The sequence below is a fragment of the Pseudomonas alkylphenolica genome, assembly GCF_016009175.1.
Lineage (GTDB): Bacteria > Pseudomonadota > Gammaproteobacteria > Pseudomonadales > Pseudomonadaceae > Aquipseudomonas > Aquipseudomonas alkylphenolica_B.
The window spans coordinates 164,004-178,344 of sequence record NZ_JADUCM010000006.1 but is presented as its reverse complement, the minus strand read 5'-3'; the positions used below and the strand labels follow the sequence as shown (position 1 = coordinate 178,344).

The 14,341-nt window shown below is 61.0% G+C and carries 16 protein-coding genes; 8 read left to right on the top strand and 8 right to left on the bottom strand.

Features of this window, described 5'->3' with window-relative positions:
• Positions 1 to 33 precede the first annotated feature (33 nt).
• Positions 34 to 333 carry a YciI family protein gene (locus I5S59_RS08780; RefSeq protein ID WP_197876252.1) on the bottom strand — a complete coding sequence of 100 codons (300 nt, stop codon included), beginning with the start codon at positions 331 to 333 and terminating at the stop codon, positions 34 to 36.
• 1 nt (position 334) lies between these two features.
• On the bottom strand, positions 335 to 943 hold the full coding sequence (locus I5S59_RS08775) for a septation protein A (protein WP_197876251.1): 609 nt from the start codon (positions 941 to 943) through the stop codon (positions 335 to 337).
• A 66-nt stretch (positions 944 to 1,009) separates the two neighbouring features.
• On the opposite strand from I5S59_RS08775, the gene I5S59_RS08770 reads away from it, so the two are divergent.
• The 7 genes from I5S59_RS08770 to arfB all read left to right on the top strand — a co-directional run bounded on the left by I5S59_RS08770 (position 1,010) and on the right by arfB (position 8,019).
• Complete coding sequence (locus I5S59_RS08770; RefSeq protein ID WP_197876250.1) at positions 1,010 to 1,873, top strand: PHP domain-containing protein; 864 nt, start codon at positions 1,010 to 1,012, stop codon at positions 1,871 to 1,873.
• 13 nt (positions 1,874 to 1,886) lie between these two features.
• On the top strand, positions 1,887 to 2,516 hold the full coding sequence (locus tag I5S59_RS08765; protein ID WP_197876249.1) for an L-threonylcarbamoyladenylate synthase: 630 nt from the start codon (positions 1,887 to 1,889) through the stop codon (positions 2,514 to 2,516).
• Between the two features lie 128 nt (positions 2,517 to 2,644).
• Positions 2,645 to 3,343 (top strand): segregation and condensation protein A, encoded by a 699-nt coding sequence (locus tag I5S59_RS08760; protein WP_197876270.1) that lies wholly within the window; start codon positions 2,645 to 2,647, stop codon positions 3,341 to 3,343.
• A 14-nt stretch (positions 3,344 to 3,357) separates the two neighbouring features.
• Positions 3,358 to 4,137, top strand: a complete 780-nt coding sequence (gene scpB / locus I5S59_RS08755) for an SMC-Scp complex subunit ScpB (RefSeq protein ID WP_197876248.1) — start codon at positions 3,358 to 3,360, stop codon at positions 4,135 to 4,137.
• Between the two features lie 149 nt (positions 4,138 to 4,286).
• Complete coding sequence (rluB, locus tag I5S59_RS08750) at positions 4,287 to 5,462, top strand: 23S rRNA pseudouridine(2605) synthase RluB (protein ID WP_197876247.1); 1,176 nt, start codon at positions 4,287 to 4,289, stop codon at positions 5,460 to 5,462.
• Positions 5,463 to 6,096: 634 nt separating this feature from the next.
• Entirely contained in the window at positions 6,097 to 7,518 is a 1,422-nt protein-coding gene (locus I5S59_RS08745) for an amino acid permease (RefSeq protein WP_197876246.1), read from the top strand.
• Between the two features lie 87 nt (positions 7,519 to 7,605).
• Positions 7,606 to 8,019 (top strand): alternative ribosome rescue aminoacyl-tRNA hydrolase ArfB, encoded by a 414-nt coding sequence (arfB, locus tag I5S59_RS08740; protein ID WP_197876245.1) that lies wholly within the window; start codon positions 7,606 to 7,608, stop codon positions 8,017 to 8,019.
• Positions 8,020 to 8,021: 2 nt separating this feature from the next.
• On the opposite strand, the gene I5S59_RS08735 is transcribed toward arfB, so the two are convergent.
• The 5 genes from I5S59_RS08735 to phhA all read right to left on the bottom strand — a co-directional run bounded on the left by I5S59_RS08735 (position 8,022) and on the right by phhA (position 11,988).
• Complete coding sequence (locus I5S59_RS08735; protein ID WP_197876244.1) at positions 8,022 to 9,215, bottom strand: MFS transporter; 1,194 nt, start codon at positions 9,213 to 9,215, stop codon at positions 8,022 to 8,024.
• A gap of 99 nt (positions 9,216 to 9,314) precedes the next feature.
• Positions 9,315 to 9,443 (bottom strand): hypothetical protein, encoded by a 129-nt coding sequence (locus I5S59_RS26520; protein ID WP_269670195.1) that lies wholly within the window; start codon positions 9,441 to 9,443, stop codon positions 9,315 to 9,317.
• 164 nt (positions 9,444 to 9,607) lie between these two features.
• Complete coding sequence (locus I5S59_RS08730) at positions 9,608 to 10,801, bottom strand: amino acid aminotransferase (RefSeq protein WP_197876243.1); 1,194 nt, start codon at positions 10,799 to 10,801, stop codon at positions 9,608 to 9,610.
• On the bottom strand, positions 10,801 to 11,157 hold the full coding sequence (locus I5S59_RS08725; protein WP_036994257.1) for a 4a-hydroxytetrahydrobiopterin dehydratase: 357 nt from the start codon (positions 11,155 to 11,157) through the stop codon (positions 10,801 to 10,803). The genes I5S59_RS08730 and I5S59_RS08725 overlap by 1 nt, the downstream gene beginning before the upstream one ends.
• A 42-nt stretch (positions 11,158 to 11,199) precedes the next feature.
• A complete protein-coding gene (gene phhA / locus I5S59_RS08720; protein ID WP_197876242.1) occupies positions 11,200 to 11,988 on the bottom strand; it encodes a phenylalanine 4-monooxygenase in 789 nt (262 codons plus the stop codon).
• Between the two features lie 292 nt (positions 11,989 to 12,280).
• Here phhA and I5S59_RS08715 point away from each other — a divergent pair, with 292 nt between their 5' ends.
• Positions 12,281 to 13,840, top strand: coding sequence for a sigma-54-dependent transcriptional regulator (locus I5S59_RS08715; protein WP_197876241.1), 1,560 nt, complete (start codon positions 12,281 to 12,283; stop codon positions 13,838 to 13,840).
• Between the two features lie 112 nt (positions 13,841 to 13,952).
• Here I5S59_RS08715 and I5S59_RS08710 read toward each other — a convergent pair whose 3' ends face one another.
• Positions 13,953 to 14,213, bottom strand: a complete 261-nt coding sequence (locus tag I5S59_RS08710; RefSeq protein WP_197876240.1) for a DUF2790 domain-containing protein — start codon at positions 14,211 to 14,213, stop codon at positions 13,953 to 13,955.
• Between the last annotated feature and the right edge of the window lie 128 nt (positions 14,214 to 14,341).

Here is a 14,341-nt window from a genome sequence, read left to right as displayed (position 1 = left end):
GCAGTGCGCAGCGAGGCGCACTGCCTGAAGCCTTTACGGCAGGACTTGCTTGAAAGGCTTGACCACGACGTTGGCGTAAACACCGGCGGCGATGTACGGGTCGGCATCGGCCCAGGCTTGCGCTGCGCTCAGGGAGTCAAATTCGGCAACGATCAGGCTGCCGCTGAAGCCGGCAGCGCCCGGGTCATTGCTGTCGATGGCCGGGTGTGGGCCGGCCAATACCACGCGGCCTTCGGCCTTGAGTTGCTGCAGGCGCTCCAGGTGAGCCGGGCGGGCGGCCAGGCGGGCGTCCAGGGAGTTGGCAACGTCGGTGGCGATGATTGCGTAGAGCATGTCAGTCCTCGTGCTTCGGGGTGGAAGGCGGTGTGGTGGGGTCGCTGTCGTGCAGGTGGCGCGACAGGTAGACACCCTGGCCCACCAGGAACAGTACGGTCATGCCCAGGCTGCCGAACACCTTGAAGTCGACCCAGAAGTCCTGGAAGGTGAAGGCAACAAACAGGTTGGCGGCGCCGCAGAACAGGAAAAACACGATCCAGGCCAGGTTCAGGCGTGTCCACACCCCGTCCGGCAGGGCAATGGCATGACCCATGATGCGTTTGATCAGCACCCGGTCGCCGACGAAGTGGCTACCGGCAAAGGCCAGGGCAAATAGCCAGTTGACCACCGGCGCCTTCCATTTGAGGAAGGTTTCGCTGTGGAAGGCCAGGGTCAGGCCGCCGAACACCAGACAGGCGACCAGCGTCAGCCACTGGCCCTTTTCCAGCTTGCGCTGGCGGATGAACAGGGCGCCGTAGACTACCAGCGAGCTGATGATCAACATCGCCGTGGCGCTGTAGATGCCACCCAGCTCGAAGCTGTGGCCGGCAAATTCTACGGACCGAGGATCGAGTTTGTAGACGATGAAAAACAGGAGCAGCGGGATGAAATCGATGAATTGTTTCACAGTGGCAGCCAGAAGCAGGATGTGACGGCATAATAACAAACATCAATGACAGCGAAAGCGCCTCCTATGAATGTTGATCTGCACTGCCACAGTACGGCCTCCGACGGCGCACTCTCGCCGACGGTTCTGGTCGAGCGGGCTTTTGAGCACGGCGTGCGGATGCTCTCGCTGACCGACCATGACACCCTCGAGGGCCAGCTCGAGGCGCGCGCCGCCGCCCAGGCACTGGGCATGCAGTGGGTCAGCGGCATTGAGCTGTCGTGCACCTGGGGCGGTGCCACCATCCATATATTGGGTTACAACTTTCCCCTGGATGCCGCGCCCTTGCTTGAAGCGGTCGAGTCGCTGCACCGCGGACGCTGGTTGCGCGCCGAAGAAATCGACCGGCGGTTGGGGCTCAAGGGCATGCCGGGGGCGCTGGACGGTGCTCGGGCCATTCAGCAGGAGCTGGGTGACAGCGGCAACGCGCCGGCGCGTCCGCATTTTGCCGAATACCTGGTGCGTGCAGGCCACGTAAAAGATCGCGCCGAAGCCTTTCGCAAGTGGCTGGGCGCCGGCAAGCTGGGGGACGTCAAACTGCATTGGCCAACCCTGGACGACACCGTACAGACGCTACGCAAGTCGGGGGCCTGGGTCAGCCTTGCGCATCCGATGCACTACGAATTAACACGCAGCAAGCGCCGCCGGCTGATTGCCGACTATATTCAAGCAGGCGGGCAGGCACTGGAAGTGGTCAATGGAATGATGCCGGCCGAGCAGGTGGGGACGATGTCCATCCTGACCCGTGAGTTCGGTCTGCTGGCAAGTGCTGGCAGTGACTTCCATGGCCCTGGCACCTGGGGTGAGATCGGTGTCTACCGGCCATTGCCAGAGGATCTGCCGCCCTTGTGGCGTCGATTCAAACATGAGCAGCCTATCGCGGCCGTCTGAACAGGAAGAGCACGTGAGTCAATTTTTCCAGATTCATGCGGAAAACCCGCAACCGCGCCTGATCAAACAGGCCGTGGAAATCATTCGCAAGGGCGGTGTAGTGGTCTATCCCACCGACTCCTCCTACGCCATGGGCTGTCAGATCGGCGACAAGAATGCCATTGAGCGCGTTCGTCGTTTGCGCCAGCTGGATAAAACCCACAACTTCACGTTGATCTGCTGCGACCTTTCGCAAATGGGTTTGTTTGCCAAGATCGACACCGGGATCTTCCGGCTGCTCAAGGCTCATATTCCCGGGCCCTACACCTTCATCCTCAACGGCACCCGCGAGGTGCCGCGGCTGCTGCTGCACGAAAAACGCCGCACGATCGGCCTGCGGGTGCCGCAGAACCCCATCTTGCTCGATCTGCTCAAAGAACTTGGCGAGCCGCTGATGAGCGTCAGCCTGATTTTGCCGGGCGATGAAGAGCCCATGACTGATCCGTATGAGATCCGCGAACGCCTGGAGAAGCACGTCGACCTGATCATCGACGGTGGCTACGGCGACCTCAAGGCGTCCACCATCATCGACCTGAGTGGCGATGAGCCCGAGGTGATCCGTGTCGGCTGCGGCGACCCTACCCCGTTCATGGTTGAAGCGTGAGTCAGACAACACCCGCCGAGGTGATTGCCGACCCGCAGGCTGGCGCCCAACAGGAACTGCCGCTGGTACTCGTGTATGGCGAGGCCATGACCGAAATGCCGGTGGATTTGTACATCCCGCCCGACGCGCTGGAGGTTTTCCTCGAAGCCTTCGAAGGCCCGCTGGACCTGTTGCTCTACCTGATCCGCAAGCAGAACGTCGACATTCTCGATATCCCGGTGGCCGAGATCACGCGCCAGTACATGGGCTATGTCGAGTTGATGAAAACCGTGCGCCTGGAGCTGGCGGCCGAGTACCTGGTGATGGCAGCGATGCTCGCCGAGATCAAATCGCGCATGCTCCTGCCGCGCTCGACCGAGGTTGAAGAGGAAGAGGGTGACCCGCGCGCCGAGCTGATCCGCCGCCTGCAGGAGTACGAACGCTTCAAGGCCGCTGCCGAAGGGATCGATGGCCTCAGCCGGGTGGGCCGCGAAATCATCGTGCCGCGGCTGGATGCGCCGCAGGCCAAGGCCCGCAAACTGTTGCCGGACGTCAGCCTGGAGGAGTTGCTGGTGTCGATGGCCGAAGTGCTGCGCCGGGGAGACCTGTTCGAAAGCCACCAGATCAGCCGTGAGGCGCTATCGACCCGAGAACGCATGAGCGAAGTGCTGGAGCGCCTCAAGGGCGGCGGTTTTGTCCCCTTCGTCGAGCTGTTTACCGCCGAGGAGGGCAAACTGGGTGTGGTGGTGACCTTTATGGCCATTCTTGAACTGGTGAAGGAATCCTTGATCGAACTGGTGCAAAATGCGCCTTTTGCGCCGATCCACGTCCGCGCCCGGGCCGAGTGACAACGAGCAACGCCATGAACCTGACTGATCCGCGCGACCTGGCGCCCTTGCTTGAAGCCTTTTTGCTGGCCAGCGGAAAGCCGCAATCGCTGGAGCGCCTGTTCGAGCTTTTCGAAGAGGCCGAGCGGCCTGAACCTGCCGTGTTCAAGAAAGCCCTCGAGGTGTTGCGCAAGTCGTGCAACGGCCGGGCCTTCGAGCTCAAGGAGGTCGCCTCGGGCTATCGCCTGCAAATTCGCGAAGATTACGCCCCCTGGGTAGGGCGACTGTGGGAAGAACGGCCGCAGCGTTACTCGCGGGCGCTGCTCGAAACCATGGCCTTGATCGCCTATCGCCAGCCGATTACCCGTGGCGAGATCGAAGACGTTCGGGGCGTGGCGGTGAACAGCAACATCATCAAGACCTTGCTGGAGCGCGAGTGGATTCGCATCGTCGGCTACCGCGAAGTGCCGGGTAAACCGGCGATGTTCGCTACCACCAAGGCGTTTCTCGATCATTTCAACCTGAAGAACCTCGACGACCTGCCGGCCCTGGCCGACTTGCGCGAGATGGAACCGGAGCCTGTGCTGGAACTCGATGATGCGCCGGTGCCGGCTCACCTTCAGGCGCTTGCCGATGAAAGTGCCGAACCCGCAGAGCCTCGGGAAGAAACCAGCTTCCGTACCTTGCTGGTCGAGCTTGATTCCATGGAGGAGGGCCTCAAGACCGACTTTGACGACTTGCTCGACGCATCGCCTGCGGTCGACGACGCCGAAGTGCTGGATGTTGAGCCCGAGCCCGAGTCGCCACGTCAGTAATCAGTACCCTTCGGGCGGATTTACCCGGCGGCCACAAGAATTTCAGCTAGTCTCAGGTGCGCTTCAGGCGTGATCAGCGTATGATTCGCGACCTTTTTGGCGCAAGTTCGCCCAATCAGTATTCAATTCTTACACCGGGAGGTGCCCAGATGAGTGATAAAGACCTGCAAGAAACCCAACCGTTGCCGCCATCAGGCGAGAAACTGCAAAAAGTTCTCGCGCGTATCGGCGTGGGCTCGCGTCGTGACGTTGAGGCCTGGATCAGCCAGGGCCGCATCAAGGTCAACGGCAAGGACGCTACCCTCGGCCAGCGTGTCGACCTGCATGACGCCATTTCGGTCGATGGCCGCCTGATCAAGCGTGAAGAGTCTGCCGAGACCGTGCGCCGGGTGATCATGTACAACAAACCCGACGGCGAGATCTGCACCCGTGACGACCCGGAAGGCCGTCCGACCGTGTTTGACCGCCTGCCACGGCCGAAAGAAGGCCGCTGGATCAACATCGGGCGCCTGGACATCAACACCACCGGTTTGCTGATGTTTACCACCGACGGTGAGCTGGCCAACCGCCTGATGCACCCTTCCTATGAGATGGACCGCGAATACGCGGTACGGGTACGCGGCGAAGTCGACGAAGACATGATTGCCCGCCTCAAGGCCGGTGTTGTCCTTGAAGACGGCCCGGCGCGTTTCACCGACATCCAGGAAGCGCCTGGCGGTGAAGGTTTCAACCACTGGTACCACTGCGTGGTAATGGAAGGTCGTAACCGTGAAGTACGTCGCCTGTGGGAATCCCAGGGCCTGGTGGTCAGCCGTCTGAAGCGCGTGCGTTTCGGTCCGGTGTTCCTGAACTCCGACCTGCCGATGGGCCGCTGGCGCGAAATGAGCCAGCAGGAAGTGGATATCCTGGCGGCTGAAGTCGGTCTGACGCCGGTGGCGATGCCGACCCTGAACCACAAGTCCAAGGACAAGCTGGAGCGCTTGCAGCGTAAATCCACCCGTCCTATGGGCCGTGGCGAGCGTGTGCGTACTCTGCGTCCGGCGCAGGACGCTGCTGCGGCAGGCGAGCGCCCGGCACGTCAGCCGCGCGGTGGTGAAGCCGAGCGTCCGGCGCGTCAGCCACGTGGCGGCGAAACCGAGCGTCCAGCGCGTCAACCGCGTGGTGGTGAGGGCGAGCGTCCTGCGCGCCAGCCACGTGGCGAAGCGCCGCGCAAAGATGCCGGGCGTGGTCGTAGCACCGTCGCCGAGCGTCCTAGCGAGATGAACAAGCGTGACAAGCCGGCGCCCAAGCGTCCGGGCAGCACACGCAACAAGCCTCGCCCGTAAGCGGTTCTGCGGTCCGGTTAAAAAGCCAACCTTCGGGTTGGCTTTTTTTTGCCTGAAAAAACATTGTCTTACGAACGGTAGTGCGCACCGTGGAAAGTTTTCAGACCGCCTTGTAAATAAATCCTTACAAAAATACCCGCCCTGCATGGATGTTTACGCAGTCCGCCGCCACTGTAAACAGAACTTGCCGCAAAACCTGCGGCGCCAGCATTTACGCGCACGTCAAGTGCTTGCTCGCCGGTCCCCGGGGCGGTGATATGTGCGCATTGCCGAGTGCAAAGCCGGGCCGGAGAGCCGGGCATTCAATAAGAACAAATGGAGGCGCCATGTACGCCGATTACCTCCCCAGGCTTCATTCTTTCCTCAGGAACGCTGCGTTTTGTCGTCGGACATTTACGCAACGTGTTGACCCCTGCGCGTCAGCAGGGGTATACAATGCGCCGCGTTTTACCTGTGACCCCAATGCGTACCGCGCACTCTTGCTGACACCCGGCTGATTTCCCCACGGCTTTTGCCCTGGAAGGGCAGCAGTTGTCCAAGATCCTCAAGGTAACCACCTTGTTAATTCCGCTGCGCCACGAGCGCGGTGGGTCCGATCCCGTCACAGATAAAAACAACGCAGGTGACTTCGTTCATGAGTGGACAAAACACGCATTCAGGCGAGCTGAAACGCGGCCTGAAAAATCGCCATATCCAGTTGATAGCCCTGGGCGGTGCAATTGGTACCGGCCTGTTCCTGGGCTCGGCCGGCGTGATGAAATCGGCGGGTCCGTCGATGATTCTGGGTTATGCGATCTGTGGCTTCATCGCCTTCATGATCATGCGCCAGCTGGGCGAAATGATCGTCGAAGAGCCGGTGGCCGGTTCGTTCAGTCACTTTGCCCACAAATATTGGGGTGGTTTCGCAGGTTTCCTGTCCGGCTGGAACTGCTGGGTGCTGTACATCCTGGTGGGCATGTCGGAGCTGACGGCTGTCGGCAAGTACGTGCACTACTGGTGGCCGGAGATTCCGACCTGGGCATCGGCAGCGGCTTTCTTCATCCTGATCAACGCGATCAACCTGGCCAACGTCAAGGTGTTCGGCGAGGCTGAGTTCTGGTTTGCGATCATCAAGGTGCTGGCCATCGTCGGCATGATTGCCCTGGGCAGCTACCTGCTGGTCAGCGGCAGCGGTGGCCCGCAGGCTTCGGTCAGCAACCTGTGGGAGCATGGTGGCTTCTTCCCGAACGGGGTGAGCGGCCTGGTCATGGCACTGGCGATCATCATGTTTTCCTTTGGCGGCCTGGAAATGCTCGGTTTCACCGCCGCTGAAGCAGACAAGCCGAAGACCGTGATCCCGAAAGCGATCAACCAGGTGATCTACCGTATCCTGATTTTCTACATCGGCGCCCTGGTCGTGCTGCTGTCGCTGACCCCGTGGGACAGCCTGGTGAGCAGCCTTGACGCCTCGGGCGGCACCTATGGCGCAAGCCCGTTCGTTCAGGTGTTCTCGCTGCTGGGTAGCGATGTGGCGGCGCATATCCTCAACTTCGTGGTGCTGACGGCGGCGCTGTCGGTGTACAACAGCGGCACCTACTGCAACGCCCGTATGCTCTACGGCATGGCCGAGCAAGGCGATGCGCCGGCGGGTCTGGCGAAGATCGACAAGCGCGGTGTACCGGTACGTTCGATCCTGGCGTCGGCCGCCGTGACCCTGGTGGCGGTGCTGCTCAACTACTTCATGCCGCATCATGCGCTGGAGCTGCTGATGTCGCTGGTGGTTGCGGCGCTGGTAATCAACTGGGCGATGATCAGCTACTCGCACCTGAAGTTCCGCCAGCACATGGACAAGACCGGCCAGAAGCCGCTGTTCAAGGCGCTGTGGTACCCCTACGGCAACTACATTTGCCTGGCGTTCGTGGTGCTGATCCTGGGCATCATGCTGATGATCCCGGGTATCCAGATGTCGGTGTACGCGATTCCGGTGTGGCTGCTGGTGATGTTTGCCTGCTACGGCCTCAAGGGCAATCGCCACGCCCGTCGCATCAAAAAGCCAGAGGCTGCGGCAACCAAGTAACGCGCAGCCTTTGACCAGAAAGCCCGGCCTGTGCGCCGGGCTTTTTGTTTTTGCGGTATCCTCAAGGCCTTATCAGGCCCGTGACCCATGTTGATCATTTCCAATACCGTGCAGATTCCCGACCAGGAGATCGAGCTGAATGCCATTCGCGCCCAAGGTGCCGGCGGACAGAACGTCAACAAGGTCTCCAGTGCCATGCACCTGCGTTTTGACAGCCAGGCTTCCTCGTTGCCGCCGTTCTACAAGGAACGCTTGCTGGCCCTGCGCGACAGCCGCATTACCCGTGACGGTGTGATCGTCATCAAGGCCCAGCAATACCGTACTCAGGAACAGAATCGCGCCGATGCACTGGAGCGTCTGCGCGAGCTGATTGTGTCGGCGGTAAAGGTAGAGAAGGCGCGTCGCCCGACGCGACCGACCCTGGGCTCGAAAACCCGGCGCCTGGACACCAAGAGCAAGCGCGGGGCGATCAAGGCCGGGCGTGGCAAGATCGAGTACTAGGGCTACTCGCGCGGCCGAGGGTGCAGCCGTGCCTGGCGATACAGGTACAGGCTCAGCAGCAGGCCGCACAGGGCTGCAATCGCTGCGAACAGGAAAATCGAGCCGAAGCCGAAACCGGCAGCAATCGCACCGGCCAGTGGTCCGGTGATCCCCAGGGACAGGTCGATGAACAACGAGTAGGCTCCCACGGCGGCGCCACGATTGGAGGCGGGCACCAGGTTCACCGCCTCTACACCGAGGGCCGGAAACACCAGTGAAAAACCGAAGCCACTGAGTGCGGCCCCTGCCAGCGCCAGTTCGGCGGACGGTGCCAGCCAGAGCAGCAGCAAGCCGGCGGTCTCCACTGACAGGCAGGCGATGGCGACGCGATAACCGCCGATACGGTTGATCAGGTTGCCGAACAGCAGGCGTGCGCCGATAAAGCAGGCGCCGAACAGGCTCAGGCACAGTGCCGCGTTGTTCCAGGCATGGCTGGCGTAGTACAGGGTAATGAACGTGGCGATGGTGCCGAAGCCGATCGAGCCCAGCGCCAGGCCGGCACCATGGCCAAATACACGCCCGAGTACATGCATGAACGGCAAGCGTTCGCCGGCGACAATGGGGGCAGCCGTTTTGGGCCAGGCCAGTGCCAGGCCCAGCAGGCACAGGGCGACGATGCTTGCACCCATGCTCCACAAGCCGAACTGTTGCACCAGCACTACGCCCAGCGGTGCGCCAATCGCCAGCGCGCCGTAGCTGGCAATGCCGTTCCAGGAGATCACCTTGGCGGTGTGTTGCGCGCCCACTCGGCCAATGCCCCAGCCAATCGAACCGGAACCTACCAGGCTTTCGGCGCTGCCGAGGATCAGGCGACCGACCAGCAAGCTGCCCAGGCACAGCCAGGGGGCATGCTCAAGCCAGGCAGAAAGCAGCATGAATACGCCACTCAATCCGCAACCCGCCAGGCCATAAAGTACAGCACGCTTGCTGCCAAGGTTGTCGATGATGCGGCTGGCGTAAGGCCGGCTGAGCAGGGTGGCCAGGTACTGCACACTGATCACCAGGCCAGCGACCACGGCGCCAAAGCCCAGGTTGTTATGCACGTAACCGGGCAGAACGGCCAGAGGGATGCCGATGTTCAGGTAGCCGATGAAGGTGAAGAGGACGATGGAGACGACTTGCAGGGTGACCGCAAGGGGACGCGGTGAGTCGGGCATGAGGGGCTTTCGTCGCTGAGGGCTTCTTGACAGTGTGAAAACGTATTGGCGAGGGAGTCCCGGCATCAAGCGTTTTCACACAGTCTGATCGGTGCGCGGTTATTCCTGGTCGGCGCTGGGAGTTTCGTCGCCGTCGTGATCAGCCTGGGCTGGTTCGGCGCTGTGGGTGGCAGTTGACTGCTCTTCTGGAGTCAGGCTTGGGAAGGGAAAGTTCGGGATTTCATGCATCTCGTCGTTCCTCGCAAGTGTGTGGAAAGGCTGCGCAAGGCGCGCAATGGCTCATAAAAAGCCAGTGCAGGATACAGGAGTCTGGATGACAGTATGAATTTTCCTGCTTAATGGCCATCATCCGGCCGAGCCGCATTCGAAATGCGACCGGCCGGGTGAGGATTTCAGCGGCAGACGTCAGCGATGGCGGCAGCCAGTGCGCCCAGGCGCGCAGCATCGGCACCGGCGATGTTCGCCCGACCCGTACCGACCATGTACACACTGTGACGTTCACGCAATTGCCTGACCTGCTCCGGCGACAGCCCGGTGTAGGAGAACATGCCGCGTTGCGCGGCAATGTGGGCAAAGCGTTCGCTAAGGCCGTGCGGCGCCAGTGCCTCGACAAGGCCCACGCGCAGCTCGGCAATGCGCTGGCGCATGGCTTCGACTTCTTCGCTCCACAGCTTCTTCAGCATGGCATCACCGAGAATCTCGGCAACCACCGCTGCGCCATGGTCTGGTGGCGTCGACCACAGGTTGCGCGCCAGCAGCGCCAGCTGACTGCGCACGTCCAGCAGCTTTTCGGCGTCGTGGGTGCACACCAGCAGCGCGCCGGTGCGATCACGGTAGAGGCCGAAGTTCTTCGAGCAGGAACTGGTGATGAGCAGCTCGGGGAGTTCGCTGGCGAACAACCGCACCGCCCAGGCATCTTCTTCCAGGCCGTCACCGAAGCCCTGGTAGGCGAAGTCGATCAGCGGCAGCAACTGTCGGCGACGCACCACCTCCAGCACTGCGCGCCAGTCATTCTGCGACAGGTCGAACCCGGTCGGGTTGTGGCAGCAGGCATGCAATAGCACCACGTCGCCCACAGGCGCCGCCTCCAGCGCTTCCAGCATGCCGGCGACGTTCAGGCGGTTGTCTGTGCCCACGTAGGGGTAATGGCTGACCTTGAGGCCGGCAGTGGCGAAGATGGTTTCGTGGATCGGCCAGGTCGGGTCGCTCAACCAGATGCCGCGGCCCGGCAGGCAGTGCGCGATGAACTCGGCTGCCAGGCGCAATGCCCCGGTACCACCCGGTGTCTGGGTGGCACCGACGCGCTTGTCGGCCAGCAGCGGTGAGCCATTGCCCAGCACCAGTTCGCTGATCAGGCGGCCGAAGTCGGCATCGCCGTGACCGCCGACATAGCTCTTGCTGGTTTGCCGGTCGAGCAGGCGCTGCTCTGCATGTTTGACGGCTGCAGGAATCGGCGTCAGGCCCTGTTCATCCTTGAACACGCCGACACCCAGGTCGAACTTCTGGGGGTTGCTGTCTTTGGCATAAGCCTCCATCAGCCCCAGAATCGGATCGCCAGGTACGCGCCCGATTGCGCCGAAGTGCATTACTTGCGGCCTTCGGCGGTGCTGGCAACCTCGTCGGTGCGCGCGGCCATGATGAAGTCGTTGCGGTGCAGGCCTTTGATCGAGTGGCTCCACCAGGTCACGGTGACTTTGCCCCACTCGGTCAGCAGGCCAGGGTGATGGCCTTCAGCTTCGGAGATTTCGCCGACGGCGTTGGTAAAGGCCAGGGCGTGCTTGAAGTTTTTGAACAGGAAGACTTTTTCCAGCTGCATGATGCCGTCACGGACTTCGATGTTCCAATCCGGGATCTGCTTGATCAGTACCGGCAGTTCTTCGTCGCTGACCTGAGGGGCATCGGCGCGGCAGGCTTCGCAGTGGGCTTGGTTCAAGGCGTTCATAAGGTTTTCCGCAAGTGGTTTGTTATTGGTTTGCAAGGTGGCTCAGGCAGCAACCTTAGGTGGGAATTTTGGCGCGTGCAGGCCCATTTTCATCGCGGTGTGGACCATGCCCATGATGTCTTCGTGGGCCAGGTCGAACAGGCGCTTGAGGTTCGGCAGGGCGAAATACAGCGGCTGCAGGATGTCGATGCGATACGGCGTGCGCATGGCTTCCAGCGGGTCGAAGGCCTGGTGCTCAGGTTCATCGGACAGGCTGTAAACAGTTTCTTTTGGCGATGACAGAATGCCGCCACCGTAGATCTTGCGGCCCTGCGGGGTATCGACCAGGCCGAACTCGATGGTCATCCAGTACAGGCGGGCGAGGTACACGCGCTCTTCTTTGGTGGCCTTGAGGCCGAGCTTGCCGTAGGTGTGGGTGAACTCGGCGAACCAGGGGTTGGTCAGCAGCGGGCAGTGGCCGAAGATTTCGTGGAAGATGTCTGGCTCTTGCAGGTAGTCGAGCTCTTCTTCGGTGCGAATGAACGTCGCCACCGGGAAGCGCTTGCTGGCCAGCAGTTCAAAGAAGGTCTGGAACGGAATCAGCGCCGGAACCCGGGCGACTTGCCAGCCGGTGGTGGCGCCCAGCACTTTGTTGATCTCGCCCAGCTGCGGGATGCGATCGTGCGGCAGGCCCAGTTGCTCGATGCCGTCCAGGTATTCCTGGCACGCACGGCCCTCGATCACTTTCAGTTGGCGGGTAATCAGGGTATTCCACACCGCATGTTCCTGCTGCGGGTAGTCGATTAAACCCTGCGCATCGGGCTCGCGAGCCACGTATTGCGTCTGTTTCATACTGCTCTCCTGCTGAGGGCCGTTCTTGTTATGAGTACAAGCGATTGCCTTAAGAAATAGCGCGCGGCGCGAGGCTTTGCATCGCTTCGCGGTCTGGCTGGCAGGGTTTGGCGGGGCTTTTTCGTAACGAATATTTTACGAAATCAGTCAGGGTCCGAAAATCCGAGGGGTGTCGGCGCTCGATTTCCGGCTTTTTGTCACGTAATCTTTACAAATAATCTGTCGGCTCGGTAAATCAATGCCTGCCTGACCGCTGTCAGCACGCGTTCCAGACCTATTTGTAGGACATTTCATGCGTATCAAAGTGCATTGCCAAAACCGCATCGGCATTCTGCGCGACATCCTCAATTTGCTGGTTGAGTACGGCATCAACGTCGCCCGCGGCGAGGTGGGTGGCGAGCACGGCAATGCCATCTACCTGCACTGCCCGAACCTGATCAACCTGCAGTTCCAGGCTTTGCGGCCCAAGTTCGAGTCGATTGCCGGTGTGTTCGGGGTCAAGCGTGTGGGCTTGATGCCCAGCGAACGCAGGCACATGGAGCTCAATGCGTTGCTCGGTGCGCTGGATTTTCCGGTGCTGTCGATCGATATGGGCGGCTCCATTGTTGCGGCCAACCGGGCGGCGGCGCAGTTGCTCGGGGTGCGGGTGGACGAGGTGCCGGGCATTCCGTTGTCGCGTTATGCCGAAGACTTTGACCTGCCCGAGCTGGTGCGGGCCAACAAGTCGCGGATCAACGGCCTGCGGGTAAAGGTCAAGGGCGATGTGTTTCTCGCGGATATCGCCCCGCTGCAATCGGAGCATGACGACAGTGAAGCCCTGGCCGGCGCGGTATTGACCCTGCACCGGGCCGACCGCATTGGCGAGCGCATCTACAACGTGCGCAAGCAGGAGCTGCGCGGTTTCGACAGCATCTTCCAGAGTTCGCGGGTGATGGCTGCGGTGGTTCGCGAGGCGCGCCGTATGGCGCCGCTGGATGCACCGCTGCTCATTGAAGGTGAAACCGGGACGGGCAAAGAACTGCTGGCTCGCGCCTGTCACCTCGCCAGTCCGCGTGGGCAGGCACCGTTGATGGCACTCAACTGCGCCGGCCTGCCGGAATCCATGGCAGAAACCGAATTGTTTGGTTACGGCCCGGGGGCATTCGAAGGGGCGCGGGCCGAAGGCAAGCTCGGTTTGCTGGAGCTGACCGCTGGCGGCACCCTGTTCCTTGATGGGGTAGGGGAAATGAGCCCGCGCTTGCAGGTCAAGTTGCTGCGCTTTCTGCAGGACGGTTGCTTTCGCCGTGTTGGCAGTGACGAGGAGGTGTACCTGGATGTGCGGGTCATCTGTGCCACCCAGGTCGACTTGTCTGAGCTGTGCGCGCGTGGCGAGTTTCGCCAGGACCTTTACCACCGCCTGAACGTGCTGTCGCTGCATATTCCGCCACTGCGCGAGTGCCTGGATGGCCTGCAGCCGCTGGTTGAGCATTTTCTCGACCAGGCCAGCCGCCAGATCGGTTGCCCGTTACCGCGCCTGGCGCCGGCCGCCATGGAGCGGCTGAGCCAGTACCACTGGCCGGGTAATGTGCGTCAGCTGGAAAACGTATTGTTCCAGGCGGTTTCGCTGTGTGATGGCGGGGTGGTCAAGAGTGAACACATACGTTTGCCCGACTACGGCGCGCGTCAACCGTTGGGCGAGTTTTCCCTGGACGGTGATCTGGGCGATATTGTCGGACGCTTTGAAAAAGCGGTGCTGGAACAATTGATGAGCGAATTTCCCAGCAGTCGGGCGCTTGGAAAGCGGCTGGGTGTTTCGCATACCACGATCGCCAACAAGTTGCGCGAACATGGCGTGGGCAAGTCGGTTGAATAACGGCGTTTAGTTGCAGTATTTGCGTCGCGGGATATTTAAAGCACACGTAGTAAATTTGAACCGCGCGCCTCGGTCTTGAATGATCGAGGCGCGGCGAGCGGTAATCTGCAGATTAGCCGTTGGAGCAACCGTTGCCCATCACACGGTACTCGAGAATATGGCGCTGGCCCTGCGAGTCCTCGTAGGTCATGCGGGCAGGGACGACTTCGCAGACGTTTGGAACTTCGCTCATGGAAATGACTTTGGCGATGTCCAGATGCTGCGAGTAACTGTACTGTTCAACCGGAATTTGCTCGGCGCCACCGTTTGCAACTTCGTCGGCCATCGCCACGCTGCAAAGACTGCCAAGTACCAATACCAGTAAAGCTTTCATTTTTCGTTTACCTGTCTAAGGTCGTAAGGGGGCACGTAGCGCTTGTGGCGCCACGTGTACAACTAAAGTTCAACTATCACAGTTATCGCGGGATTAACGGCCTTCGTGGGGGCTGTAACAAGAAGTTA